Raw genomic sequence first — 24407 nt, 5'->3', positions numbered from 1 at the left:
GTCTGAACGTCACAGGAAATAGAGGCGGTTGAGGGAGACCGAGTCCGCCGGCTCGGAGCGCAGCGGCTCGCCGTCGAGGGTGACCAGACCGGTGCGCTGGTCCACGTCGACGGCCCCGGTACGGGAGTTGAGGCGCAGGTCGGCCGGCCCGATGCCGCGCGTGCCGCGCACGGCGACCCTGCGGCGCCGGGTCGGCATGGTGTCGTTGCCCTGGTCGACGGCGGCCTGCGCGACGAAGGCGACGGAGATGTCGGCGGGCGTGGCGCCGTACGCCCCGAACTGCGGTCCCAGGACGAGGGGTTCGCAGGTGTCGGTGGCCGCGTTGGGGTCGCCGACCACCCCGTAGGCGGGGAAGCCGGACTTCAGCACCAGCTGCGGCTTGGCACCGAAGTACTCCGGCCGCCACAGCACGATGTCGGCGAGCTTGCCGGTCTCGATCGACCCCACCTCGTGCGAGAGGCCGTGCGCGATGGCCGGGTTGATGGTCAGCTTGGCCATGTAGCGCAGGACGCGCTCGTTGTCGTCGCCGTCGTCCGGGGCGCCGAACTCTGCCTTCATCTTCCCGGCCATCGCGAAGGTACGGCGGACGGTCTCGCCCGCACGCCCCATGCCCTGCGCGTCCGAGGAGGTGATGCCGATCGCGCCCAGGTCGTGCAGCACGTCCTCGGCGCCCATCGTCCCGGCGCGGATGCGGTCGCGGGCCATGGCGGCGTCGCCGGGCAGGTCGGTCTTGAGGTCGTGGACGGAGACGATCATGCCGTAGTGCTCGGCGACCGCGTCCCGGCCGAAGGGCAGAGTCGGGTTTGTGGAGGAGCCGATGACGTTGGGCACGCCGGCCATCTTCAGCACGTTCGGGACGTGCCCGCCGCCGCAGCCCTCGATGTGGAAGGCGTGGATGGTGCGGCCCTCCAGCACGCGCAGGGTGTCCTCGACCGAGAGGCATTCGTTCAGGCCGTCGCTGTGCAGGGCGACCTGGACGTCGTGTTCCTCGGCGACACGCAGGGCCGTGTCCAGCGCCCGGGTGTGGGCGCCCATGTCCTCGTGGACCTTGAAGCCGGACGCGCCGCCCTCGGCGAGGGCCTCGACCAGCGGGGCTGGCTCCGACGAGGAACCGCGCCCCAGAAAGCCGATGTTGACCGGCCAGGCGTCGAAGGCACTGAACGCGTGGCGCAGCGCCCACGGCGAGTTGACGCCGACGCCCCACACCGGCCCGAACTCCTGCCCGATGATCGTGGTCACGCCGGAGGCGAGCGAGGCCTCCATGACGCGCGGCGACAGCAGGTGCACATGCGTGTCGACGGCCCCGGCGGTGGCGATGAGCCCCTCGCCAGACACGATCGACGTGCCGGTGCCGACCACGACGTCGACACCGTCGAGGGTGTCGGGGTTCCCGGCCCGCCCGATCGAGCAGATCCGGCCCTCCCTGATGCCGATGGAGACCTTGCGGATCCCCAGCGCCGCGTCGATCACGACGACGTTGCTGATCACCACGTCACAGGTCTCCCGCACGGCGGCGGCCTTGAGGTGCAGCCCGTCCCGGGCGGTCTTGCCGAATCCGGCGAGGAACTCGTCGCCGTAGCGCTGGGAGTCCGACTCGACGCGGATGGTCAGGCCGGAGTCGCCGAGGCGGATGCGGTCGCCGGCGCGGGGGCCGTGGGTGGCCGCGTACTCGTACGGGGTGAGGCGGCGGGCCTCCGCCGGGTGCCCTCCGGGACGGCTCATCGTTCGACCTCCTGCTCCTGATCAGGTATGTCCGATACGCCGAGATAGCCGCAGGCGGCGGCGCGGCGCAGTGCCTCCTCGCGGGCGCCCGGCGCGTCCAGCGCCCCGTCGACGAGCCCCGCGAACCCGATCGCGATCCGCTCGCCCCCGATCGGGACCAGCCCGACCTCGACGCTCTCCCCCGGCCCGAAGCGCGTCGACGACCCGGCCGGGACGGCGAGCCGCATGCCGTAGGCCGCGCCGCGGTCGAAGTCCAGGCGGGGGTTGGCCTCGAAGAAGTGGAAGTGGGAGGTGACGGAGACCGGCACGGTGGCGGTGTTCGTCACAATCACCCGCAGGACCGCCTCGGGCTCGGCGTGCTCGGGCCCCGGCAGCAGCGCGCCCGGGCCCTGGTCCGCGAGTCCGCCGCCACCGATGGGGTCAGACACGACCGCCAGTCGCGAGCCGTCGTCGAAGACGGCCTCGACATGCACCTCGGTGACGACGTCCGCCACGCCCGGCAGCACGTCGTCCGGCCCGAGCACGGACCGGGCACGCTCGATCGCCTCGGCGAGCCGGGCCCCGTCCCGGGCGGCCTCGCAGACGGTGTCCGCGATGAGCGCGGTCGCCTCGGGCACGTTCAGCCTGAGCCCTCTGGCCCGGCGGGCCCGGGACAGTTCGGCGGCTCCGAAGAGCAGCAGCCGGTCACGTTCCGTCGGGGTCAGTCTCACGACGCGGCACCTCCTTGTCTTCCTCGCTTTAGAGCATCACTCTAAACACCAGATTGATGCAACCGGAACCTTGACGGCAGAGGTTAGGACACATCACATTGAACGTCGTTCTAACCGAGGGAGACCAATATGCCGATGGAACAGCGCGGAGTCGACACCATCCCCGATGGGGAACGCACGAGCGGGCCCCGGGATCTCGTCTCGATCCTGCTGGGGTCCAACCTCTGTCTCGGAGTGATCGTCTTCGGCTGGCTGCCGCCGTCGTTCGGCCTGGACTGGTGGGCGTCGGTCAGCTCGATCGTGGTGGGCACGGTGGCCGGGACGGCCCTGACCGCCCCGCTCGCCCTGATCTCACTGCGCACGGCGACGAACCTGTCCACGTCCTCGGGCGCCCAGTTCGGCGTGCGGGGCCGCCTGGTCGGCTCGGTGGTCGGCCTGCTGCTGGCCCTCGGCTACACCGCCCTGACGGTGTGGATCGGCGGCGATGTGATGGTCGGCGTGCTGGGCCGGCTGACAGGACTGCCGGCGAGCGGGACCTCGTACGGCGTGGTCTACGGGCTGCTGGCCGCGGCGACCGTCGCGGGCGCGGTGTACGGCTACCGCGTGCTGCTCGCCATGTCGCGTGTCCTCGCGATCGGCATGACGGCCCTGCTGGTCCTCGGCGTGATCGCCTACGCCCCGCACTTCACGACCGGCCCGCTGCCGGAGGCGGGCGGTTACCTGCTGGGCGGTTTCTGGCCCACCTGGTTCCTGGCGACGGTGGCTGCGGGCCTGTCCGGGCCGATCGCCTTCATCACCCTCCTCGGCGACTACACCCGCTACATCTCCCCGGCCCGCCACTCCTCACGCCGGGTGCTGCACGCGACGTGGCTCGGCCTCTGTCTCGGCCTGCTGATCCCCCAGCTCTTCGGCACCTTCACGGCGTACGCGGCGGGGGCCGCCCTCGACTACGCCGGGCCGCTGGTCTCCGCCTCCCCCGGCTGGTACCTGGTCCCCCTGTTGCTGGCCGCGTCGGCCGGGTCGGTCGGCAACGCGGGCCTGATGCTCTACTCCATGGGCCTCGACCTGGACGCCATCCTGCCGCGCGCCTCCCGGGCGACGGCGACGTACGCGGTCGCGGTGATCGCCACCGCCTGTGTCTTCGTCGGCCACTACTACTCGTCCGCGCAGGACGCGATGACGTCCTTCGTCCTGCTGCTGACGGCGATCGGCACCCCGTGGGCGGTCGTCACCCTGATCGGCTTCGCCCGGTGCCGTGGCGTGTACGACGCGGAGGCCCTCCAGGTCTTCAACCGCCGGGCGCGGGGCGGGATCTACTGGTACCGGGCCGGCTGGAACGTCCCGGCGACGGTGGCGTGGGCGCTGGGCGCGACGGTCGGCCTGCTGGCCGTCTCCCTCCCGTCGTACGAGGGTCCGCTGCTGACCCTGACCGGCGGGGTGGACTGCAGTTTCCTGCTGTCGGGGCTGGTGGGGGGTGTGGCGTACGTGCTGCTGACGATCGCCGACGCCGCTCTCGTACGTGAAAGGGCCGCCGCGGACTCGGAGGCCACGGCGGCCCTGACGGTCAAGGCCGAGCGTTAACCCAGCTTGTGCATCCAGCCGTGCTTGTCCTCGGCCTTGCCCCGCTGGACGTCGAGAAGAGCCTGGCGCAGCTTCATCGTGACCTCGCCGGGCTCCCCGTCGCCCTGCCGCCACTGGGCGCCGGTGCGCTTCACGGTGCCGACCGGGGTGATGACGGCGGCCGTACCGCAGGCGAAGACCTCGGTGAGGGTGCCGTTCTCCGCGTCGCGCTGCCACTGGTCGACGGAGACGCGGCCCTCCTCGGCCTCGTAGCCGAGGTCACGGGCGACGGCCAGGAGGGAGTCGCGGGTGACGCCCTCCAGGATGGAGCCGGTGAGGGACGGGGTGACGATCACCGGCTTCTCATCGGACGCAGCGCCGTACACGAAGTACAGGTTCATACCGCCGAGTTCCTCGACCCACTTGCGCTCGACCGCGTCCAGGTAGCAGACCTGGGCGCAGCCCTCGGCGGCGGCCTCGGCCTGGGCCAGCAGGGAGGCGGCGTAGTTGCCGCCCGTCTTGGCGTCGCCCATGCCGCCCGGCACGGCGCGGACGTGGTCCTCGGAGACCCAGATGGACACCGGCTTGACGCCGCCCGGGAAGTAGGCGCCGGCCGGGGAGGCGATGACGATGAAGAGGTACTCGCTCGCGGGCTTCACGCCCAGGCCGACCTCCGTCGCGAACATGAACGGGCGCAGGTAGAGGGACTCCTCGCCGCCGTGCTCCGGGACCCAGGCCTGGTCCTGGCTCACCAGCGCGTCGCACGCCTCGATGAACGTCTCGACCGGCAGCTCGGGCATGCCGAGCCGGCGGGCGGAGGACTGGAAGCGCTGGGCGTTCTTCTCGGGACGGAACGTGGCCACGGACCCGTCGGGCTGACGGTAGGCCTTGAGGCCCTCGAAGATCTCCTGTGCGTAGTGCAGGACCATCGTGGCGGGGTCGAGGGAGAGCGGCGCGTACGGCACGAGCTGGCCGTCGTGCCAGCCGCGACCCTCGGTCCACTTGATCGTCACCATGTGATCGGTGAAGTGGCGGCCGAACCCGGGGTTGGCCAGTATCGCCTCGCGGTCTGCGGCGGCGAGCGGGCTGGCGGACGGCTTGAGCTCGATCGTGGGCGTCGTCATGAGTAGATGTCCTTCACCGGTTTCGTTGTGGCGGGCCGCGATCACACCAGTACTGCCTGTGGCCAGTGCTAGGACGTCCGAGCATTCCTTCGTACCGCGGCTCCGCGTTCGATTATCTCAAGCGGGTGCCGTGGAAGAAATCGGCCTGTTCGACGTGATCGGCGCGAAATCGCGATCCAGGGGTTGATGGTGTCACCCGGCGGCGGACATGGGGAAGCCGCCGGGTGCGAGTGACCCGACGGCTTCGAAAGTTGTTCGAGGAGCGCGACGGGCGTCAGCCGGCTACTCGTACGGCCAGCGCGTCGCCGATCTCCGACGTGCTGCGGGCGGGCTTGCCGGTGCGCTCGGCGAGGTCGGCGGAGACCGCCTCGTCGATGCGGGCGGCCTCGGCGTCGTAGCCGAGGTGGCGCAGGAGCAGGGCGACGGACAGGACCGTGGCGGTCGGGTCGGCCTTGCCCTGCCCGGCGATGTCCGGGGCCGAGCCGTGGACCGGCTCGAACATGGACGGGAACGCGCCGGACGGGTTGATGTTCCCGGACGCGGCGACGCCGATGCCGCCGGAGACGGCCGCGGCGAGGTCGGTGATGATGTCGCCGAAGAGGTTGTCGGTGACGATGACGTCGAACCGCTCGGGCTGGGTGACCAGATAGATGGTCGCGGCGTCGACGTGCATGTACTCGGTGGTGACCTCGGGGAACTCCTCGGCCACCTTGTTGAAGACGTTGGTCCACAGGTGACCGGCGAAGGTCAGCACGTTGTTCTTGTGGATCAGCGCGAGCTTCTTGCGCGGGCGGGCCTGCGCGCGGGCGAAGGCGTCACGGACCACGCGCTCGACGCCGAAGGCCGTGTTCACGGAGACCTCGGTGGCGACCTCGTGCTCGGTGCCCTTGCGGATGGTGCCGCCGTTGCCGGTGTACGGGCCCTCGGTGCCCTCGCGGACCACGACGAAGTCGATCTCGGGCTGCCCGGCGAGGGGCGTGGCGACACCCGGCAGGAGCCTCGACGGACGCAGGTTGACGTGGTGGTCGAAGGCGAAGCGGAGCTTCAGCAGGAAGCCGCGCTCCAGGACGCCCGACGGCACGCCCGGGTCGCCGATCGCGCCGAGCAGGATCGCGTCGTGCTTCTTGAGGGCGTCAAGGTCGGCGTCGGTGAGGGTCTCACCCGTGGCGTGGTAGCGCCTGGCGCCGAAGTCGTACTCCTTGGTCTCCAGCTTCACATCCTGCGGAAGGACGGCGGAGAGGACCTTCAGGCCTTCGGCCACGACCTCCTGGCCGATGCCGTCACCGGGAATCACTGCGAGATTGAGGCTGCGAGACATGTCGGCACCCTACTCCTCGTCCCATGGGATGACACACGATGTCCGCGATACGGACACCCCGATGGGGGACGGCGTTTGCGTGTCGACCGGCGTTCACCCGTACGTATGGCGGGCGTTGGCCTGTGCTGGGAACTTTCCCAGCATGGACCTCCCCGACTTCGGCATCCCGCCCCAGCTCGCCCGCCGCATGAGCATGGCGGAACAGCACGAGTACCTGCGTACGAAACTGACCCGTCGCCGCACGCTGGTGACGGCGGGCGCGGTGGCGGGCGGTCTGCTGACGGGCTGCTCGGGGTCGGGGCCGGGCACGCCCGGTGCGAAGCCCTCCGTCTCGGCGCCGGCGTCCACCCTGACGAAGGTGCCGGGCTCCGCCGTCGCCCCCTTCGGCCGCCATCTCGCCTTCGGCGCCGACCCGAAGTCGCAGATGCGGATCTCCTGGCAGGTACCGGCCGCGGTGAAGAAGCCGTACGTCCGGATCGGCCTGCGTCCGGACGACCTCAGCCGCAGGATCGACGCCGAGATCCGGGATCTGTACACCCCCGAACTGCAGGGCATCCGTGCGGCGTTGGAGCAGTACTACGTCCACGCGGCACTGGACTCGCTGCGCCCCGGCACGACGTACTACTACGGCGTGGGCCATGACGGCTTCGACCCGGCGGCGCCGAAGAACCGCGCGACGATCGCCTCCTTCCGCACGGCTCCCGCGAGCCCGGAGACCTTCACCTTCACGGCCTTCGGCGACCAGGGCGTCAGCGAGGCGGCCGCCACCAACGACAAGCTCCTGCTGGGCCAGAACCCGGCCTTCCACCTGCACGCCGGGGACATCTGCTACGCGAACGTCAAGGGGCTGGGCAAGGAGTCGGACGCCTACGACCCCGGCTTCTGGGACGGTTACCTCCGGCAGACCGAGTCGGTGGCCAGGTCGGTGCCGTGGATGGTGACGACCGGCAACCACGACATGGAGGCCTGGTACTCGCCGGACGGCTACGGCGGTCAGCTGGCCCGCTGGTCCCTGCCGGACAGCGGCTTCGATTCCCGTACGGCCCCGGGCGTGTACTCCTTCACCTACGGCAACGTCGGCGTCGTGGCGCTGGACGCGAACGACGTGTCGTACGAGATTCCCGCCAACCGGGGCCACACGGACGGCCGTCAGACGAAGTGGCTGGACGAGCGGCTCGGTGAGCTTCGGGCGGCCGACGGCGTCGACTTCATCGTCGTCTTCTTCCACCACTGCGCGTACTCGACGTCCTCGCACGCGTCCGACGGGGGTGTGCGGGCGGAGTGGGTGCCGCTGTTCGCCCGGCACCAGGTGGACCTGGTGATCAACGGGCACAACCACGTCTACGAGCGGACGGACGCCATCAAGAACGGCGAGGTCGGCAGGCAGGTACCCATCGGCGCCGCCACGGACCCGACACGGGACGGCATCGTGTACGTCACCGCGGGCGGGGGCGGCAAGGAGCTGTACGGCTTCCCCGCGGGCGTCGAGGAGAGCTACGAGGGGCATGTGACCGAGCGCGAGTCGGTCGACACCTTCAAGTGGACCAGGTCACGCGACACCAAGGCGGAGAGCGTGCAGTGGTCGCGGGTGCGCTACCGGGGCTTCTCCTTCCTCACCGTGGAGGCGGAGGGCGGCACGAAGCCCCGGCTGAAGGTGTCGGCCCTGGCGCAGAACGGGGAGCGCATCGACCACTTCGAGGTGCGGCGAGGCGGCTGACCGACCTGAGGTGCGGCGCGGCGTCAGGCCGCCTGGTGGCCGGTGGCTCCGCCGTTGTCCCTGCGGTCGAGGGCGCGCTGGAGGGCCGCGGCGGCGTTCTTGCGGTCGGACTCGCTCGTACGGGAGAGGTGACGGACTCGGCGGCGGGCGGTCGTCTCGGCCATGGGAAATCGACTCCTTCGACAATCCGGGAGTGCAGACAGGGGATACGAGACGCCGGATGGGGCGGGGAGCGGTGCCGCAGGGGTTGCCTGCAAGGGGCCCGGCTCACGACCGCCATTCGCTTGATCGAGCGAGACGTTCGGCTCCTACAAAGCTAAGGGAGGACGGCGCGTCTGTCTCCACAATTACTCGGACTTCCTACTATCTGAGACGGTGGACTAGGTCACACCCCACTGACCTGGGCTTTCCATCTTCGCCCGTCAGAGCACGTCCCCGTCCCGCCAGTCGAAGACGAGCTCGCAGGCGGGATCGAGCGCACCGGCGAGGGCGGGCCGCACGAAGGTCGTGCCCTCCTCGTCCGGCAGATGCACGACGCCCTCCGGCCCCAGCGCGCAGACCCGGCCGCGCCACACCTCCCAGCCGCGAGCGGCGTACAGCGCGGCCCCCTCGTCGCTCGCGGACAGCATCCCGGCGTCGTACGCCCGGTCGATGACCCGCTCCAGCTCCGTCATCACCCGGCCCCCGAACCCGGCCCGCCGCGCATCGGGCCGCACGGCGACCGCCTCGACGTACCCGACCCGCAGCCACCGGTCCCGGTACCGCACCCGCCGCATGATCACCGAACCGTGCGCGACGATCCGCCCGGCGTCGTCCTGGACGAGGGCATGCACACCGCCGAGCCCGTGCTCGAAGTCCTCGTCGGAGAAGTCCCCCTCGAAGGCGTCGTCCAACAGGGCGCGGATCGCGCTCAGTTCGGCGGGGGTGAGGTCGGCGGTGTGCGCGGTGCGCGGGGTGCCCGCCGGTGCGTCGGTGGTCATCCCACCAGTATTCGGCATCGCCCACTCGGCTGATCCTCCGCGCCGCCCGGGAGACGGGGTCACGTCCAGGGGAACGGTGAGGTCATGAACGACACGTCGAAAGTGTTCCTCGAGGGCGGCCCCGAGGATCTGCCCGAGCGGATCGTCGGAGCCCCGTCTCCCGGTCCGGATGTGAAGATCAAGCTCCGCGGTGGATACGAGCACTTCAGGCCGACCTCGCGCCAGGAGAACACCCCGCAGGGCGCGCTGCCGGTCTACGAGTGGTGGGAGCGGACGGAGATCGCCGAGTAGCGCACTCTCCGCGCACGGCGAAGGGCCGGGTCCGTCAAGACCCGGCCCTTCGCGTTGAGTTGGGGTGTCAGCCCAGGTGCGGTGTCAGCCCATGTGCGGGTACGCGTAGTCGGTCGGCGCGACCAGCGTCTCCTTGATGGCGCGGGTCAGCGTCCAGCGCATCAGGTTCTGCGGGGCGCCGGCCTTGTCGTTGGTGCCGGAGGCGCGGCCGCCGCCGAAGGGCTGCTGGCCGACGACGGCGCCGGTCGACTTGTCGTTGATGTAGAAGTTGCCGGCCGCGTAGCGCAGCTTGTCCATCGTGTACGCCGCGGCCGCCCGGTCGCCGGAGATGACCGAGCCGGTCAGCGCGTAGGCGGACACCGACTCCATCTGCTCCAGCATCTCGTCGTACTTGTCGTCCTCGTAGACGTGCACGGCGAGGAACGGGCCGAAGTACTCGGTCGTGAAGACCTCGTTCTCCGGGTCGGTGCACTCGACGACGGTCGGGCGGACGAAGTAGCCGACCGAGTCGTCGTAGGAACCACCCGCGACGATGGTGCAGGTCGGGTCCTGCTTCGCCCGGTCGATCGCCGCCTTGTTCTTGGCGAACGCCCGCTCGTCGATGACCGCGCCGATGAAGTTCGACAGGTCCGTCACATCGCCCATGGTGATGTAGTCGACCTCGGCCGCGAACTCCTCCTTGAAGCCGGAGTTCCAGATCGACGCCGGGATGTACGCCCGGGAGGTCGCCGAGCACTTCTGGCCCTGGTACTCGAAGGCACCACGGGTCAGCGCGGTCTTGAGCACCGCCTTGTCGGCGCTCGGGTGGGCGACGACGAAGTCCTTGCCGCCGGTCTCGCCGACGATGCGCGGGTAGGAGCGGTACTTCTCGATGTTGTTGCCGACCGTCTTCCACAGGTACTGGAAGGTCTTGGTCGAGCCGGTGAAGTGGATGCCGGCGAGGTCGCGGTGCTCGAGGGCGACCTTGGAGACCTCGATGCCGTCACCGGTGACGAGGTTGATGACACCCTTGGGCAGGCCCGCCTCCTCCAGCAGCTGCAGGAGCAGCACGGCGGCGTGGGTCTGCGTCGGGCTCGGCTTCCACACCACGACGTTGCCCATCAGCGCGGGCGCGGTGGGCAGGTTGCCCGCGATCGCCGTGAAGTTGAAGGGCGTGATCGCGTAGACGAAGCCCTCCAGCGGGCGGTGGTCCAGGCGGTTCCAGACGCCCGGGGAGTTCGCCGGGGGCTGCTCGGCGAGCAGGTCACGGGCGTACTTGACGTTGAAGCGCCAGAAGTCGACCAGCTCGCAGGGCGTGTCGATCTCGGCCTGCTGGGCGGTCTTCGACTGGCCGAGCATGGTGGAGGCGGCCAGCGTCTCGCGCCACGGGCCGGACAGCAGCTCGGCGGCGCGCAGGATGATCGCCGCGCGGTCGTCGAAGGACATCGCGCGCCAGGCCGGCGCGGCGGCGAGGGCCGCGTCGATGGCGTCCTGGGCGTCCTGCTGGGTGGCGTTGCCGTAGGTGCCGAGGCGGGCCTTGTGGTTGTGCGGCTGCACGACGTCGAAGCGCTCGCCACCGCCCAGCCGCCGCTCGCCGCCGATGGTGCACGGCAGGTCGATCGGGTTCTCGGCCAGCTCCTTGAGCTTGGCCTCCAGCCGGGCGCGCTCGGGCGAGCCGGGGGCGTAGCCGTGCACCGGCTCGTTGACGGGGGTGGGGACCTGGGTCACAGCGTCCATGGGTTCCGTAACTCCTTACTGAGCGGTGTGTTGCGAGCCGTTGTGTCGGGGCTCAGCCCTTGCTGACCATCGAGCGGAGGAAGAAGCGCAGGTTCGCCGGCTTCTCCGCGAGCCGCCGCATGCTGTGCTTTCCCGGGGGACAACCCCTGGACCCCCGGCCGACGGCGCGGCACAGCTTCGTGCGTCAGCCACGGGTGATCATGCTCCTAACAAAGAAGCGCAGGTTCGCCGGCTTCTCCGCGAGCCTCCGCATGAAGTAGCCGTACCAGTCGGTGCCGTAGGCGGTGTAGACGCGCATGCGGTGGCCCTCCGCGGCCAGCCGCAGATGCTCGTCGCTGCGGATCCCGTACAGCATCTGGAACTCGTACTCGTCCAGCTTGCGCCCGGCGCGCCGGGCGAGCTCCTGGGCGATGGAGATCAGGCGCGGGTCGTGGGACCCGATCATCGGGTACCCGGTGCCCTCCATCAGAACCTTGAGGATCCGGACGTACGCCTTGTCGATCTCCTGTTTCTGCTGGTAGGCGACCTCGGCGGGCTCCTTGTAGGCGCCCTTGACGAGCCGCACGCGGCTACCGTTCGCGGCGAGGCGGCGGGCGTCGGCCTCGGTGCGGAAGAGGTAGGCCTGGATGACGCAGCCCGTCTGCGGGAAGTCCTTCCGCAGCTCCTCGTGGATGGCGAACATCGAGTCGAGGGTGGTGTGGTCCTCCGCGTCCAGCGTGACCGTCGTACCGATGGCGGCGGCGGCCTCGACGACCGGGCGGACGTTGGCGAGCGCGAGTTCGTGACCGCCCTGAAGCGCCTGGCCGAACATGGAGAGCTTGACGGACATCTCGACGCGCTCGCCGAGCTCCAGGTCCTTGATCCGGTCGACGAGCGCCAGGTAGGCGTCCCGCGCGGCCTCGGCCTGCTCGGGGCGGGTGATGTCCTCGCCGACGACGTCCATCGTCAGCTCCAGGCCGTTGCCGGTGAGCTCCTCGATGATCGGCACGACCTCGTGGACGGTCTCGCCGGGGATGAACCGGTCGACGACCTGTTTGGTCACCGGGGCCGCCGAGATCAGGCGTCGCATCCGGTCGCTGCGCGACGCGGCGAGAATCACGGGACCCAGCACGGGGCACCTCCACAAACACTGCCGAATGACGGCCGACACCCCGATAAGTGATGTTCCGGGTACGGCACGGAGAACCACCGTGAAACCTAAGGATCCCTCCGAACGGCGGCCATCGACAGCTGTCACGCATCCGTGCCACAGATCTCAGACAGATGTATGAAGGCTGCGCGAGAATGCGGGAGAATGCCCGGGTGACGCCGGAATTCAAGGACCACAAGGACCACAAGGACGACTACCAGGAGCTGGTCGACGAGATCTCCGAGCTGCTGGGCGCGCCCGCCACGCTGGAGAACCGCGACTTCGAGCTGATCGCCTTCGGCGCGTACGACAGTGAGGGCGATCTCGACGCGTCCGCCCTGGATCCCGTCCGCACCCGCTCGATCCTGACGCGGCGCTCCACGGCGGCGGTGCGGACGTGGTTCGAGGGCTTCGGCATCACCCGGGCGACGGGCCCGGTACGCATCCCGCCCACTCCGGAGGCGGGCGTCTACCGGGGACGCGTCTGCCTCCCCGTACGCCACCGGGGAGTGGTCCTGGGTTACGTCTGGCTGCTGGACTACGATCCGGGCCCCACGGACCAGCAGCTGTCGGCCGCCATGGAGGTGACCGCCCGGATCGGGGCACTGCTCGCCGACGAGGCGCAGCACGGGGCGGATCTGAGCCGGGAACTGCGGGCCGCGCTGACCGCGGAGCGGGGCTGGCAGGGGGACCAGGCACTGGCGGCCCTGCGCACGGCGCTCGGCCCGCGGGGCGAGGGCACGCACACCGTGGTCTGCGTAGCCCCGTGGCCGTCCGCCGACCCCGACGACGCCCCCTCCGTCCGTACGGTGCCGCACGCGACGGCGCTGTGCACGGTGCCGTGGGGGGAGAGCGGGCAGAGCCTCGCCATCCTGGTCCGGCTGCGCTCGCCGGAGGTACGGACGCCGGCCCAGGCGGCGGCGTCCCGGCTGCTCAAGGAGGGCGCGGTACGGGGAGCCGCCGGCATCGGCGCACCCCGCTCCGGCCTCGCCGACCTCGCCGTCACCTGGCAGGAGGCGTCGGCCGCGGCTCGCGCCGCGCTGGCCGAACCCCGCCTCGGCCCGGTCGCCGAGTGGGCGCACATCGGCCCGTACCGCCTGCTGACGTCCCTCCCCCCGGAGGCCACCCGGGACCCCGCAATCGCCCAGCTCCTCTCCCCCGCCCACCACGAACTCGCCCGCACCGCCGAGATCTACCTCGACCGCGCGGGCCAGGCCGGCCGCACCGCCGCCGAACTCGGCATCCACCGCCAGACCCTGTACTACCGCCTCTCCCGCGTCGAACAGCTCACGGGCCTGGACCTGGACGACGGCGAGGACCGGCTGCTGCTGCACATGGCGCTGAAGGGCGCACGGCTCTAGCCATGCCGGGCTGACAGCCCCGGGCGGCTATTGGAAATGATTGTCATCATGCTAGGGTCCACAGCAACCGCTCTCTTGACCACCCTTTTACCCGGAGGGCCCCGTGCGCCTGCCCACCCGCCTCCTGCTCCCCGCCACCGCCCTCGCCGCGGCCTCCGCGCTGCTCACCGGCTGCTTCGCCGGTGCGGAGTCCGCCGAGGACGCGGGGGCCGGCGGCAAGCGCGTCCGGGTCGCGATGATGCAGCCCCCGCGCTCCGGGCTGTCCCCGCTGTCCGACGACGCGTTCAAGCTGTCGCGCTGGTCGACCGCCGAGACCCTCGTGAAGCTGGACGAGGACGGCGACGCGCTGCCCGCGCTCGCCACCCGGTGGCAGCAGTCCGGCCGTACCTGGACCTTCGAGATACGCGGCGGTGTCACCTTCCACGACGGCACCGAGCTCACCGCCGCGGCGGTCGCCGACTCCCTCACCAGGGCCGCCACCGCCTCCCCCAAGCCCCGCATCCTCGACGGCGTGGACCTGACCGCCAAGGCCGCGGACACCGACACCCTCACCGTCACGACCACCACCGAGGACCCCCTCGTCCCGCAGCGCCTCAGCTCGCCGCAGCTGTCGGTCCTGGCGGCCAAGGCGTACCGGGGGAAAACGGTCGACCCGGTCGGCGCCGGCACGGGCCCCTTCGAGCTCACGAAGGTCAACGGCACCGCCTCCGCCACCCTCGACCGCTACGACGCCTACTGGGGCGACAAGGCCAAGGCACCCGGGATCGACGTGACCTTCGTCCCCGACGGCACGGCTCGCGCGGCGGCCCTGCGCAGCGGCGAGGCCGACATCGTCGAGGCGATACCGGTGTCACAGGCCGCGGTCCTCGACCCGGACCTGATCACCGAGGTCCCGATGCCGCGCACCAACACGCTGTACCTGAACACCGCAAAGGGCCCCTTCAAGGACGCCACGCTGCGGGCGGCGGCCCGCGAGGCGATCGACGCCGAGGCGCTCGTCAAGGGCGTGTACGAGGGTCGCGCCGACGTCGCCGACGGGCTGCTGGGGCCCGCACTCCCCTGGGCCGCCGAGCTGCGCGGGCCGGTGACGCGGGACGCCGAGGCCGGGGCGCCGGACGGCGAAGCGATCACCATCGGGACGTACACGGACCGGGCCGAGATGCCAGAGGTCGCCGCCACGCTGCAACAGCAACTCCAGAAGGCCGGGTTCAGGGTGAGGCTCGACGTCCGCGAGTACACCAACATCGAGGCCGACGCCCTCGCGGGCAGGTTCGACGCCTTCGTCCTCTCCCGCGCCACCGTCCTCGACTCCGGCGACCCTGCCGCCTACCTCTACAGCGACTTCGCGTCCGACGGCACCTTCAACCTGTCCCGTTTCGCGGACAAGGACGTGGACGCAGCCCTGAAGAAGGCGTCCGACGCCGAGGTCGGCGATGCCCGCCGAGCCGCGATCGTCGCGGCCGAGGCCGCCGTGCTCGCCGCGGACGCGGCCGTGCCGATGCTCCACGAGCGGGTGGTCCAGGGTGACGCCGCCGGTGTCGTCGACGCCGCCCACGACCCGCGCGAGCGGGAGCTCGTCACGGCGGACACGTACGTCAGGTGAAGCTCCGCCCGCGTCACATGGGGTCCGCCGCCAGGAAGCCGATCGGCCCCGCCGCCCTGACCCGCCTCGTCAGCCTGGTCGCCGTCCTGGCCACCGTCGGCCTGCTCCCCTGGCTCTCCCGCAAGGACCCGGCGCTCACCGTGCTGCGCGCCCGGTCGGCCGAGCAGGAGGCGACCGGGGAGGCCCTGTCCGCGATCCGCGAGGATCTCGGGCTGGACGCCGGTCCCCTTTCCCTGCTGGCGAGTTGGGCCTCGGACCTGCTGCGCGGCGACTTCGGCACCTCCTGGGTGTCGGGCACCGACGTGCTGCCGTCCGTCGTGGCCGGCCTCCAGGTGTCGCTGGGCCTGATGGGCGCGGCGCTCGGCGTGGCGGTCGCGCTGGCGGCCGTGCTGGTGGCGCCGGTGCTGGTGCGCGCTCGCGGGTCGGCCGGCGCCTTCGCCGCCATGCTCGCCGCCGTACCAGAGTTCCTGCTGGCCACCGTCGCGCTGCTGGTCTGCGGGGTGTGGCTGGGCTGGCTGCCGACAGCCGGATGGGCCGGCCCCGAGTACCTGGTGCTGCCCGCGCTCGCCCTCGGCGTCCCGGCGGGCGGCCTGCTCGGCCGACTGGTCGCGGACGCGCTGCCCGCGGTCCTCGACGAACGGTGGGTGGAGCTGTGGCGGGGCGCGGGGGTGAGCCGTACGACGATCTCGACGGCCGCCCTCAAGCGCGTACTGCCGCCGCTGGTACCGCAGTTCGGCATGGTCGCCGTCGGCCTGACCGGCGGCGCGGTCGCCGTCGAGCTGGTGTTCGCGGTGCCCGGCATCGGCCGTACCGCGCTGGGCGCGGCCAAGTCGCAGGACCTGCCGCTGCTCCAAGGCTCGGTGCTGGCACTGCTGCTGCTCGGCCTGGTCGCCGGCGCGGCGGCTGCGCTCACCCGGCGCCGGCTGCTCGGCTCCGCCCTGCGGGACGCCGGACTGACACTGCCTCCGGCCCGCCCGGTCCGTACCCACCCGGCGATCCCGTCGGCACTGCTGACCGTCCTCGCGGTGACCATCGGCTGGGGCCTGCTGCGGGACCCGTACACGGTCAATACGGCAGCCCGCCTCGCCGCCCCCTCCTGGGCGCACCCGCTCGGCACCGACGCACTCGGCCGGGACGTGCTCGCCCGGCTCGGCCACGGGGCCGCTTCGACCGTGGGCACGGCCGCCGCCATCTGCGCGCTGAGCCTGCTGCTCGCGCTCGCGCTGGGATTCCTGCCCGGCATCGCGGCGGGCGCCGCGGACATCGCCAACGCCCTGCCCCCGGTGATCGTCGGCATCCTGGTCGCGGCGGCGACCGGTCCCGGCACCGGCGGCGCGGCCCTCGCCGTCGCGCTGATCTCGTGGCCCGCGCTGTCCGCGCACGCGGCGGCGCTGGTGCAGGAGGTGCGCGCGTCGGCGTTCCTCTCCGCCCAACGGGCCATGGGCGCGACCCCGTTCTGGATCCTCACCCGGCACGTCCTGCCGTCCGTCGCCGCCCCGGTCGCCCGCCACGCCCTGCTGCGCCTGCCCGGTATCGCGCTCGCCCTGGCCTCCCTCGGCTTCCTGGGCCTGGGCGCACAGCCGCCGGCGCCCGAGTGGGGCCTGCTGCTCGACGAGTCGCGCGCCTACGTCGAACGCGCCCCGTGGGCGGCCCTGGCCCCGGCCGTCGCGCTGGCCCTGCTGGCAGGGCTGGCGGTCACGGGAGCGGCGGCGGTACCGGGCCGGGGAGCACGTGCCGTACGAAAGGAGACCCCCGTTGGAGCCTGAGAACAGACCCGAGATGCTCCTCTCGGTACGCGACCTGCGTATCGCCTTCGACGGCGTCGAGGCCGTGCGCGGCCTGTCCTTCGACGTCCGTCCACGCGAAGTCCTCGCGATCGTCGGCGAGTCGGGCGCGGGCAAGTCCCTCACGGCACGGGCGCTGATGGGCATGTTGCCTCGGGGCGCGACGACGGGCGGCACGATCGAGCCGGACCTCTCGGCCCATCGCGGCCGCCGAATCTCGCTCGTCCCGCAGGACGCCCTGTCCGCCCTCTCCCCCGTGCACCGGGTCGGCGATCAACTCGCCGCCGCCGTACGGTCGGTGACCCGCGTCTCCCGCAAGGAGGCCCGCGCCCGGGCGGTCGCCGCGCTCGACCGGGTCGGCATCCCGGACGCAGCCCGCAAGGCGCGGGCGTATCCACACGAGTACTCCGGCGGCATGCGGCAGCGCGTGGTCATCGCCATGGCGATGATCAACGAGCCCCACATAGTCGTCGCCGACGAACCCACCACCGCCTTGGACGAGGAGCACCGCGACCAGGTGCTGCGGGTGCTCGCCGAGCGGCGGGAGGCCGCCGGTGCCGCGCTCGTCCTGGTCACACACGACATGGACGCCGTACGGGACCACGCGGACCGCGTGCTGGTCATGTACGCCGGGCGCCTCGCCGAACTCGGCCCGGCGGACGGGGTGCTGAGCCATCCCCGCGCCCCGTACACGGCCGGCCTGCTGGCCGCCCTCCCCCAGCACGCACCCCCCGGCCGCCGCCTCCCCGCCCTGCGCGGCACCCCACCCGTCCCGGGCGCCCTCCCACCGGGCTGCGCCTTCACCCCGCGCTGCCCGCTGGCGACGGACGCCTGCCGGGCGAAGGAACCGGAGCCGCAAGAGGTGCGGGGACGTCTGGTGGCTTGTGACCGCTGGACGGAACTCCCCCACCCGGCCACGAAGTTGTTCCTGACCGATGACGAGGAGCGGCAGCCCGCATGAGTGAGGCCCTGCTCGACGTCCGCGACCTCGTGGTCCGCTACGGCGACGTCACCGCCGTCGACCACGTCTCCTTCACCCTGGCCGCCGGCGAGACCCTCGCCCTGAACGGCCCTTCCGGCTGTGGCAAGTCCTCCACCGCCCTGGCGGTCCTTCAACTGCGCCGCCCGGATGCCGGTGAAGTCCGCTTCGAGGGCCGGGAGCTGACGACCCTCACCGAACGCGACCTGCGCCCGATCCGCCCGCGCCTGCAGCCCGTCTTCCAGGACCCCTACGGCTCACTCAGCCCCCGCCACCGCATCCGCGACGCGGTGGCGGAACCACTGCGCGTCCAGGGCCGCCGGCCCACCCCCGGCCAGGTGGCCGAACTCCTCGACCGGGTCGGCCTGGACCCGTCGTACGGCGACCGCCGCCCGCACGAACTCTCCGGCGGCCAGTGCCAACGCGTCGGAATCGCCCGCGCGTTGGCCTCGGAACCACGCCTGCTGGTCCTGGACGAACCGGTGTCGTCCCTCGACCCGTCGGTGCGCGCCGGGGTGCTGAACCTGCTCGCCGGCCTGCAGGACGACCTCGGCCTCGGGTACCTGTTCATCTGCCATGACCGGGCGGTCGTACGGCACTTCGCGGACCGGGTGATCGAGATGCGGGACGGCCGGGTCACTTCCGAGTGGCGGCCTGAAGTACCTGGCGCAGGCCCTCGGTGAGCTGATCCGCGCCGGGCGCGGTCTTCGGGTCGAACATCCACTGCGCGATGAGACCTGTCATCAGGGTCACGTAGAACCTGCCGAGGGTGTCCACGGTCTCCTCCGGGACGTCCTCCTCCCGTCCGCCCATGAGCAGCGGAATCAGTCCGCGACAGGCCTCCCGCTGAGCCACCGCCAGATGGTCGCGGACTTCCGGCAGCTGGTCGCCCATGACGACGATCTCCATGCTGAGCCGCCACATGGAGCCGGGCCCGCTCATGGTGCCGATGATGTTCGACCACACCTCGCGGAACCGTTCGAGCGAGCCGGGCTCGGCGGTGACCGCGGTGCCCCCGGTGACCTCGTCGCCCTCGAAGGCATCGCTCGTCCCCTCGACCAGCGACACGTACGCCTGGGCGAGCAGCGCGTCCTTCGAGCCGTAGTGGTAGCCGATGGAGGCCAGGTTGGTCCCCGACTCCTTGACGATGTCCCGCGCCGTCGTGCGCGCGAACCCCTTGTCGAGCAGGCAGCGCTTGGCGCCCTCGAGCAGATCCTCACGGTGTCCCATGCCCCCACCCTACCGCCGAGTCATACAACCGTCCTATACAGCCGTTCTAGACAGCCGTTTAATACGCGCGTACATTCACCGTCATGACAACCAACCCGACGAGCACCACCACGCCTTCTTCTCCCGGCGCCGGACGCCGCGAATGGACCGCTCTCGGCGTGCTGATGCTGCCGCTGCTGCTGGTCTCGATGGACGTCTCCGTCCTCTACTTCGCCATCCCGTCGATCAGTGCGGACCTGGAGCCGAGCGGCACCCAGCAGCTGTGGATCTTCGACATCTACGCCTTCGTGCTGGCCGGCCTGCTGATGACGATGGGCTCGCTCGGCGACCGCATCGGCCACCGCCGGCTCCTGCTGATCGGCGCCGCCGCCTTCGGCACCGCCTCGCTGCTGGCCGCGTACGCGAGCAGCGCCGAGATGCTGATCGCGGCCCGCGCGATCCTCGGCATCGGCGGCGCGACCCTGATGCCGTCGACGATGGCCATGCTCCGCACGATGTTCACCGACTCCGGCCAGCGCGCGAAGGCGATCGGGGTGTGGTCCGGCGTCATGACCGCCGGGATCGCCCTCGGCTCGGTGATGAGCGGCGTGCTGGTCGAGCACTTCTGGTGGGGCTCGGTCTTCCTGGTCAACCTGCCGGCGATGGCACTGCTGCTGGTCCTCGGCCCGCTGCTGCTCCCCGAGTCGAAGAACCCCTCCCCCGGCCGTTTCGACTGGCTGAGCGTCCCGCTCTCCCTGGCGGCCGTGCTCCCCGTGATCTACGGCCTGAAGGAGATCCCCTCCGAGGGCTTCAACGTCCGCTACGTCGTCTCGATCACCGTCGGCCTGCTGTTCGCGGCGCTCTTCGTGCACCGCCAGCGCACGGCCGCCTCACCGATGATCTCCCCGGCCCTGTTCCGGGGGCGGGGCTTCGCACCGTCGGTCGTCCTGAATCTCGTCTGCATGTTCGGGGTGATGGGCTCGGCCTACTTCACCACGCAGTACCTGCAGTCGGTGCTCGGCAAGGGCGCGCTGGAGGCGGCCCTGTGGGCGCTGCTGCCGTCGGTGCCGATCGGTGTGGCCGGGCCGGTCGCGACCCAGCTGGTGCAGCGGGGCGTCAACCATGCCTACGTCGTCACGGCGGGCTTCGCGATCTCCGCGGCCGGGTTCGCGCTGCTCGCCCTCGCCGGTACGGACTCGCTGTGGCTGGTGCTGACGTCGTGCGCGGTCCTCGCCGTCGGGGGCGTCGTGGTGATGTCCCAGATCATGGACCTCGCGATGAGCACCGCCCCGGTGGAACGGGCAGGCTCGGCGTCCTCCCTGATGGAGACCGCCGGCGAGTTCGGCGGCGCCATGGGCATGGCGGTGCTCGGTTCGATCGGTACGGCGATCTACCGCCACGAGATCCCCGCCTCGGCTCCGGGCGTTGCCCAGGAGACGCTGGGCTCAGCGCTGGCGGTCGCCGACCGGGTGCCGGGTCTGGCCCCGCTCGCCCGGGAGGCCTTCACCAGCGGGATGCAGGGGGCGGCGATCGCGGGCGCGGTACTGCTGGCGGGGGCGGCCATCATGGCCACGGTCGCGCTGCGCCGGGTCGAGCTTGGGGAGCGCGCATGCCAAACGCCGGACGAGCCGAGTCACCTAAGCCCGTCCGGCGTTTGAGGACGAGGCCCGTTCAGGGCCGATGCGGGGGGCGGCAGCCCCCAGTCACGGCAAGCTCAGGCCAGGTTCACCGCACGGGCCGACGTCGCCCCGATCTCCTCGGCGACCTCGGTCAGCACCCCGGCGGGCACCGTGTCGTCGACCGTCAGGACGGCCAGCGCCTCGCCACCGGCGACGGCACGCGAGACCTGCATGCCGGCGATGTTGATGCCCGCCTCGCCGAAGACCCGGCCGACCGTGCCGACGACGCCCGGACGGTCCTCGTACCTCAGGACGACCATGTGGTCGGCGAGCGCGAGGTCCACGTCGTAGTCGCCGACCGCGACGATCTTCTGCAGGTGCTTGGGGCCGGCCAGCGTGCCGGACACCGACACCTCCTCGCCGCCCGCGAGCGTGCCGCGCACGGTCACGACGTTGCGGTGGTCGGTCGCCTCCGAGCTGGTCGTCAGCCGCACCTCGACGCCGCGCTCCTGGGCGAACAGCGGGGCGTTGACGTACGACACCGTCTCGTCGACGACGTCCTCGAAGACACCCTTGAGGGCGCTCAGCTCCAGCACCTTCACATCGTGCTGGGTGATCTCGCCGTACACCTCGACGTCGAGGCGGACCGCGACCTCACCGGCGAGCGCCGTGAAGATGCGGCCCAGGCGCTCGGCGAGCGGCAGACCCGGCTTGACGTCCTCGGCGATGACGCCGCCCTGGACGTTGACCGCGTCGGGCACGAGCTCACCGGCGAGAGCGAGGCGCACCGAGCGGGCCACGGCGATACCGGCCTTCTCCTGCGCCTCGTCGGTGGAGGCGCCGAGGTGCGGGGTGCTGACGACCTGGTCGAACTCGAACAGCGGGGAGTCCGTGCAGGGCTCCTTCGCGTAGACGTCGAGACCGGCGCCGGCGACCCGGCCCTCCTTGAGGGCGGAGTACAGCGCCTCCTCGTCGACGATCCCGCCGCGCGCGGCGTTGACGATGCGCACGCTCGGCTTGACCTTGCGCAGCGCCTCGTCGCCGATCAGGCCGAGGGTCTCGGGCGTCTTGGGCAGGTGGACGGTGATGAAGTCGGAGACCTCGAGCAGCTCGTCCAGCGACAGCACCTTGACGCCCATCTGCGCGGCCCGCGCGGGCTGCACATAGGGGTCGTAGGCGACGACCTTCATGCCGAAGGCCGACATGCGCTGCGCGACGAGGGCGCCGATCCGGCCCAGACCCACGACTCCGAGGGTCTTCTCCGCCAGCTCGACGCCCGTGTACTTGCTGCGCTTCCACTCGCCGTTCTTCAGCGCGGCGTTGGCCTGCGGAATGTTGCGGGCGGTGGCGAGCAGGAGACCGCAGGCGAGCTCGGCGGCGGTCACGATGTTCGAGGTGGGGGCGTTGACGACCATCACGCCGGCCTTGGTGGCGGCGGAGACGTCGACGTTGTCCAGGCCGACGCCGGCTCGTGCGACGACCTTGAGCTTGCGCGCGGCGGCGACGGCCTCGGCGTCGACCTTGGTGGCGGAGCGGATCAGGATCGCGTCGACGTCGGCGATGGCGGGCAGCAGCTCGGCCCGGTCGGCGCCGTTGCACTGCCGGATCTCGAAGTCCGGACCAAGCGCGTCCACGGTCGCGGGCGAAAGCTCTTCAGCGATGAGTACGACGGGTTTCGAGCTCACGTGAGTCCTCACATGTCCATTGCGGACGGCCGTCCCGACGGCCGCATGCGGTGGAGGGGGCTTGCCGCGTGGAAGACGCACGACGCTGTGGGCCTGACGCGTATTTATTACGGCAGTCTAGTGCCGTGACAGAGGTCGTCCTGCGCCTCTTCGGAAGGATCACCCGTCCGTGATGCGACGGGTTGGACAACGGGGCCGGAGCAGCGTGCTCCGGCCCCGTCGCCTGAGGCTTACGCCTCCTCGTTCACCCAGCTCATGAGCTTGCGCAGCTCCTTGCCGGTGGTCTCCAGCAGGTGCTCGGAGTCCTGCTGCTTGTACTCGTTGTACTTCTTCAGACCGCCGTGGTACTCGTCCATCCAGGCCTGGGCGAAGGTGCCGTCCTGGATCTCGGCGAGGACCTTCTTCATCTCGGCCTTGGTGGCGTCGGTGATGATCCGCGGGCCGGTGACGTAGTCACCCCACTCGGCGGTCTCGGAGATCGACCAGCGCATCTTCTCCAGGCCGCCCTCGTACATGAGGTCCACGATCAGCTTCAGCTCGTGCAGGCACTCGAAGTACGCGATCTCCGGCTGGTAACCGGCCTCGGTCAGCGTCTCGAAACCGGCCTTGACCAGGGCGGCCGTACCACCGCAGAGGACGGCCTGCTCACCGAACAGGTCGGTCTCGGTCTCCTCGGTGAAGGTCGTCTTGATGACGCCGGCGCGGGTGCCGCCGATGCCCTTGGCGTACGACAGGGCCAGCGCGAAGGCGTTGCCGGAGGCGTCCTGCTCGACGGCCGCGATGCACGGCACGCCACGGCCCTCCTCGTACTGGCGGCGCACCAGGTGGCCCGGGCCCTTCGGGGCGACCATGCAGACGTCCACGCCGGCCGGGGGCTTGATGAAGCCGAAGCGGATGTTCAGGCCGTGGCCGAAGAACAGCGCGTCGCCGTCCTTCAGGTTGTCCTTGATGTGCTCCTCGTACACCTGGGCCTGGATCGGGTCCGGGACGAGGATCATGATGACGTCGGCCTCGGCGGCGGCCTCCGACGGCGTCACCACGCGCAGGCCCTGCTCCTCGGCCTTCGCCTTGGACTTGGAGCCCTCGTGCAGACCGACGCGGACGTCGACACCCGAGTCACGGAGCGACAGCGCGTGGGCGTGGCCCTGGCTGCCGTAACCGATGACCGCGACCTTGCGGCCCTGGATGATGGACAGGTCGGCGTCGGCGTCGTAGAACAGCTCGGCCACTTTGGGTTCTCTCCTTGTGTGCAGGTGTTGCGTCCCACCGTATGACGGGGGGCGGAGGGGAAGTTTCGGGGTCTCGCTATACGGGCGCTATCCGGACGGCCGGTGTCACCCGGCCGTCCGAACGCGTCCTACGCCGAGCGGTCGAGCGCGCGCAGCGAGCGGTCCGTGATGGAGCGGGCGCCGCGGCCGATCGCGATCGTGCCGGACTGGACGAGCTCCTTGATGCCGAAGGGCTCCAGCATCTTCAGCATGGCCTCGAGCTTGTCGCTGGAGCCGGTGGCCTCGATGGTGACGGCCTCCGGGGAGACGTCGACGGTCTTGGCGCGGAACAGCTGGACGATCTCGATGATCTGGGAGCGGGTCTCGTTGTCGGCGCGCACCTTCACCAGAACGAGTTCGCGCTGAACGGCCGAACCCGGCTCCAGCTCGACGATCTTCAGCACGTTGACGAGCTTGTTGAGCTGCTTCGTCACCTGCTCCAGCGGCAGGTCGGCGACGCTCACCACGATGGTGATGCGGGAGATGTCGGGGTGCTCGGTGACACCGACCGCGAGCGAGTCGATGTTGAAGCCGCGGCGGGAGAACAGGGCGGCGATCCGGGCCAGGATGCCGGGCGTGTTCTCCACCAGGACGGAGAGCGTGTGCTTGGACATGGTCTTTTACGTCTCTCT

Annotated in this window: 21 protein-coding genes; 9 read left to right on the top strand and 12 right to left on the bottom strand. The window is 71.0% G+C overall.

The features are described from left to right. Positions 1-9 precede the first annotated feature (9 nt). Positions 10-1722 carry an urease subunit alpha gene (locus ACFY5C_RS19095; RefSeq protein WP_389445634.1) on the bottom strand — a complete coding sequence of 571 codons (1713 nt, stop codon included), beginning with the start codon at positions 1720-1722 and terminating at the stop codon, positions 10-12. Next, positions 1719-2432 (bottom strand): urease subunit gamma, encoded by a 714-nt coding sequence (gene ureA, locus ACFY5C_RS19090; RefSeq protein WP_389445632.1) that lies wholly within the window; start codon positions 2430-2432, stop codon positions 1719-1721. Before ureA ends, ACFY5C_RS19095 begins: the two co-directional genes overlap by 4 nt. A 129-nt stretch (positions 2433-2561) precedes the next feature. Here ureA and ACFY5C_RS19085 point away from each other — a divergent pair, with 129 nt between their 5' ends. Further along, positions 2562-4013 carry a cytosine permease gene (locus tag ACFY5C_RS19085; protein WP_389445630.1) on the top strand — a complete coding sequence of 484 codons (1452 nt, stop codon included), beginning with the start codon at positions 2562-2564 and terminating at the stop codon, positions 4011-4013. Here the strand turns inward: ACFY5C_RS19085 and ACFY5C_RS19080 are convergent. Together ACFY5C_RS19080 and ACFY5C_RS19075 are read right to left on the bottom strand one after the other, a co-directional pair. Continuing rightward, complete coding sequence (locus tag ACFY5C_RS19080; protein ID WP_389445629.1) at positions 4010-5116, bottom strand: branched-chain amino acid aminotransferase; 1107 nt, start codon at positions 5114-5116, stop codon at positions 4010-4012. The two genes, ACFY5C_RS19085 and ACFY5C_RS19080, sit on opposite strands and share 4 nt — an antisense overlap. Before the next feature lie 274 nt (positions 5117-5390). Beyond that, entirely contained in the window at positions 5391-6434 is a 1044-nt protein-coding gene (locus tag ACFY5C_RS19075; protein WP_389445627.1) for a 3-isopropylmalate dehydrogenase, read from the bottom strand. Positions 6435-6576: 142 nt separating this feature from the next. Between ACFY5C_RS19075 and ACFY5C_RS19070 the strand changes: the two genes are divergently transcribed. After that, on the top strand, positions 6577-8151 hold the full coding sequence (locus ACFY5C_RS19070; RefSeq protein ID WP_389445625.1) for a purple acid phosphatase family protein: 1575 nt from the start codon (positions 6577-6579) through the stop codon (positions 8149-8151). Positions 8152-8174: 23 nt separating this feature from the next. On the opposite strand, the gene ACFY5C_RS19065 is transcribed toward ACFY5C_RS19070, so the two are convergent. Continuing rightward, entirely contained in the window at positions 8175-8315 is a 141-nt protein-coding gene (locus ACFY5C_RS19065; protein ID WP_107083653.1) for a hypothetical protein, read from the bottom strand. Between the two features lie 258 nt (positions 8316-8573). Next, complete coding sequence (locus ACFY5C_RS19060) at positions 8574-9131, bottom strand: GNAT family N-acetyltransferase (RefSeq protein ID WP_389445623.1); 558 nt, start codon at positions 9129-9131, stop codon at positions 8574-8576. A gap of 84 nt (positions 9132-9215) precedes the next feature. Between ACFY5C_RS19060 and ACFY5C_RS19055 the strand changes: the two genes are divergently transcribed. Then, positions 9216-9422 carry a DUF5988 family protein gene (locus tag ACFY5C_RS19055; protein ID WP_389445622.1) on the top strand — a complete coding sequence of 69 codons (207 nt, stop codon included), beginning with the start codon at positions 9216-9218 and terminating at the stop codon, positions 9420-9422. A gap of 84 nt (positions 9423-9506) precedes the next feature. On the opposite strand, the gene pruA is transcribed toward ACFY5C_RS19055, so the two are convergent. Together pruA and ACFY5C_RS19045 are read right to left on the bottom strand one after the other, a co-directional pair. Next, positions 9507-11138, bottom strand: coding sequence for an L-glutamate gamma-semialdehyde dehydrogenase (gene pruA, locus ACFY5C_RS19050; RefSeq protein WP_389445620.1), 1632 nt, complete (start codon positions 11136-11138; stop codon positions 9507-9509). A 184-nt stretch (positions 11139-11322) separates the two neighbouring features. Next, positions 11323-12249 carry a proline dehydrogenase family protein gene (locus ACFY5C_RS19045; RefSeq protein ID WP_389445619.1) on the bottom strand — a complete coding sequence of 309 codons (927 nt, stop codon included), beginning with the start codon at positions 12247-12249 and terminating at the stop codon, positions 11323-11325. Between the two features lie 173 nt (positions 12250-12422). On the opposite strand from ACFY5C_RS19045, the gene ACFY5C_RS19040 reads away from it, so the two are divergent. The 5 genes from ACFY5C_RS19040 to ACFY5C_RS19020 all read left to right on the top strand — a co-directional run bounded on the left by ACFY5C_RS19040 (position 12423) and on the right by ACFY5C_RS19020 (position 18677). Next, entirely contained in the window at positions 12423-13628 is a 1206-nt protein-coding gene (locus ACFY5C_RS19040) for a PucR family transcriptional regulator (RefSeq protein WP_389445618.1), read from the top strand. A gap of 103 nt (positions 13629-13731) precedes the next feature. Beyond that, the gene (locus ACFY5C_RS19035) at positions 13732-15231 is read left to right on the top strand and encodes an ABC transporter substrate-binding protein (protein WP_389445616.1); all 1500 of its coding nucleotides are present in this window, start codon (positions 13732-13734) and stop codon (positions 15229-15231) included. A gap of 17 nt (positions 15232-15248) precedes the next feature. Continuing rightward, complete coding sequence (locus ACFY5C_RS19030) at positions 15249-16997, top strand: ABC transporter permease subunit (protein WP_389445614.1); 1749 nt, start codon at positions 15249-15251, stop codon at positions 16995-16997. 13 nt (positions 16998-17010) lie between these two features. Continuing rightward, positions 17011-17976: an ABC transporter ATP-binding protein gene (locus ACFY5C_RS19025; RefSeq protein WP_389446106.1), complete on the top strand. Its 966-nt coding sequence runs from the start codon at positions 17011-17013 to the stop codon at positions 17974-17976. Then, positions 17973-18677 carry an ATP-binding cassette domain-containing protein gene (locus tag ACFY5C_RS19020; protein ID WP_389445612.1) on the top strand — a complete coding sequence of 235 codons (705 nt, stop codon included), beginning with the start codon at positions 17973-17975 and terminating at the stop codon, positions 18675-18677. The genes ACFY5C_RS19025 and ACFY5C_RS19020 overlap by 4 nt, the downstream gene beginning before the upstream one ends. Here ACFY5C_RS19020 and ACFY5C_RS19015 read toward each other — a convergent pair. Then, a complete protein-coding gene (locus ACFY5C_RS19015) occupies positions 18631-19224 on the bottom strand; it encodes a TetR/AcrR family transcriptional regulator (RefSeq protein ID WP_389445610.1) in 594 nt (197 codons plus the stop codon). The genes ACFY5C_RS19020 and ACFY5C_RS19015 overlap by 47 nt on opposite strands. 83 nt (positions 19225-19307) lie before the next feature. Between ACFY5C_RS19015 and ACFY5C_RS19010 the strand changes: the two genes are divergently transcribed. Further along, positions 19308-20861 (top strand): MFS transporter, encoded by a 1554-nt coding sequence (locus ACFY5C_RS19010; RefSeq protein ID WP_389445609.1) that lies wholly within the window; start codon positions 19308-19310, stop codon positions 20859-20861. Positions 20862-20917: 56 nt separating this feature from the next. On the opposite strand, the gene serA is transcribed toward ACFY5C_RS19010, so the two are convergent. The 3 genes from serA to ilvN form a co-directional block, all read right to left on the bottom strand. After that, positions 20918-22507, bottom strand: a complete 1590-nt coding sequence (serA, locus tag ACFY5C_RS19005; protein ID WP_389445608.1) for a phosphoglycerate dehydrogenase — start codon at positions 22505-22507, stop codon at positions 20918-20920. A 230-nt stretch (positions 22508-22737) separates the two neighbouring features. Continuing rightward, on the bottom strand, positions 22738-23736 hold the full coding sequence (gene ilvC / locus ACFY5C_RS19000; RefSeq protein ID WP_389445607.1) for a ketol-acid reductoisomerase: 999 nt from the start codon (positions 23734-23736) through the stop codon (positions 22738-22740). Between the two features lie 128 nt (positions 23737-23864). Continuing rightward, positions 23865-24389 (bottom strand): acetolactate synthase small subunit, encoded by a 525-nt coding sequence (gene ilvN, locus ACFY5C_RS18995; protein WP_030051183.1) that lies wholly within the window; start codon positions 24387-24389, stop codon positions 23865-23867. Between the last annotated feature and the right edge of the window lie 18 nt (positions 24390-24407).

Source organism: Streptomyces sp. NPDC012935 (assembly GCF_042900345.1).
Lineage (GTDB): Bacteria > Actinomycetota > Actinomycetes > Streptomycetales > Streptomycetaceae > Streptomyces.
The sequence above is the reverse complement of the archived record's forward strand: the minus strand, read 5'-3'. Positions and strand labels throughout refer to the sequence as shown.

What these genes read in the sequence shown, in the direction of transcription:
- ACFY5C_RS19095 (WP_389445634.1), bottom strand. Translation starts at nt 1,722, where the DNA reads ATGAGCCGTCCCGGAGGGCACCCGGCGGAGGCCCGCCGCCTCACCCCG.
- ACFY5C_RS19020 (WP_389445612.1), top strand. Translation starts at nt 17,973, where the DNA reads ATGAGTGAGGCCCTGCTCGACGTCCGCGACCTCGTGGTCCGCTACGGC.
- ACFY5C_RS19070 (WP_389445625.1), top strand. Translation starts at nt 6,577, where the DNA reads ATGGACCTCCCCGACTTCGGCATCCCGCCCCAGCTCGCCCGCCGCATG.
- ACFY5C_RS19065 (WP_107083653.1), bottom strand. Translation starts at nt 8,315, where the DNA reads ATGGCCGAGACGACCGCCCGCCGCCGAGTCCGTCACCTCTCCCGTACG.
- ACFY5C_RS19010 (WP_389445609.1), top strand. Translation starts at nt 19,308, where the DNA reads ATGACAACCAACCCGACGAGCACCACCACGCCTTCTTCTCCCGGCGCC.
- ACFY5C_RS19060 (WP_389445623.1), bottom strand. Translation starts at nt 9,131, where the DNA reads ATGACCACCGACGCACCGGCGGGCACCCCGCGCACCGCGCACACCGCC.
- ACFY5C_RS19025 (WP_389446106.1), top strand. Translation starts at nt 17,011, where the DNA reads ATGCTCCTCTCGGTACGCGACCTGCGTATCGCCTTCGACGGCGTCGAG.
- ACFY5C_RS19055 (WP_389445622.1), top strand. Translation starts at nt 9,216, where the DNA reads ATGAACGACACGTCGAAAGTGTTCCTCGAGGGCGGCCCCGAGGATCTG.
- ilvN (WP_030051183.1), bottom strand. Translation starts at nt 24,389, where the DNA reads ATGTCCAAGCACACGCTCTCCGTCCTGGTGGAGAACACGCCCGGCATC.
- ACFY5C_RS19085 (WP_389445630.1), top strand. Translation starts at nt 2,562, where the DNA reads ATGCCGATGGAACAGCGCGGAGTCGACACCATCCCCGATGGGGAACGC.
- ACFY5C_RS19040 (WP_389445618.1), top strand. Translation starts at nt 12,423, where the DNA reads ATGCGGGAGAATGCCCGGGTGACGCCGGAATTCAAGGACCACAAGGAC.
- pruA (WP_389445620.1), bottom strand. Translation starts at nt 11,138, where the DNA reads ATGGACGCTGTGACCCAGGTCCCCACCCCCGTCAACGAGCCGGTGCAC.
- ACFY5C_RS19080 (WP_389445629.1), bottom strand. Translation starts at nt 5,116, where the DNA reads ATGACGACGCCCACGATCGAGCTCAAGCCGTCCGCCAGCCCGCTCGCC.
- ACFY5C_RS19030 (WP_389445614.1), top strand. Translation starts at nt 15,249, where the DNA reads ATGGGGTCCGCCGCCAGGAAGCCGATCGGCCCCGCCGCCCTGACCCGC.
- ACFY5C_RS19075 (WP_389445627.1), bottom strand. Translation starts at nt 6,434, where the DNA reads ATGTCTCGCAGCCTCAATCTCGCAGTGATTCCCGGTGACGGCATCGGC.
- ACFY5C_RS19015 (WP_389445610.1), bottom strand. Translation starts at nt 19,224, where the DNA reads ATGGGACACCGTGAGGATCTGCTCGAGGGCGCCAAGCGCTGCCTGCTC.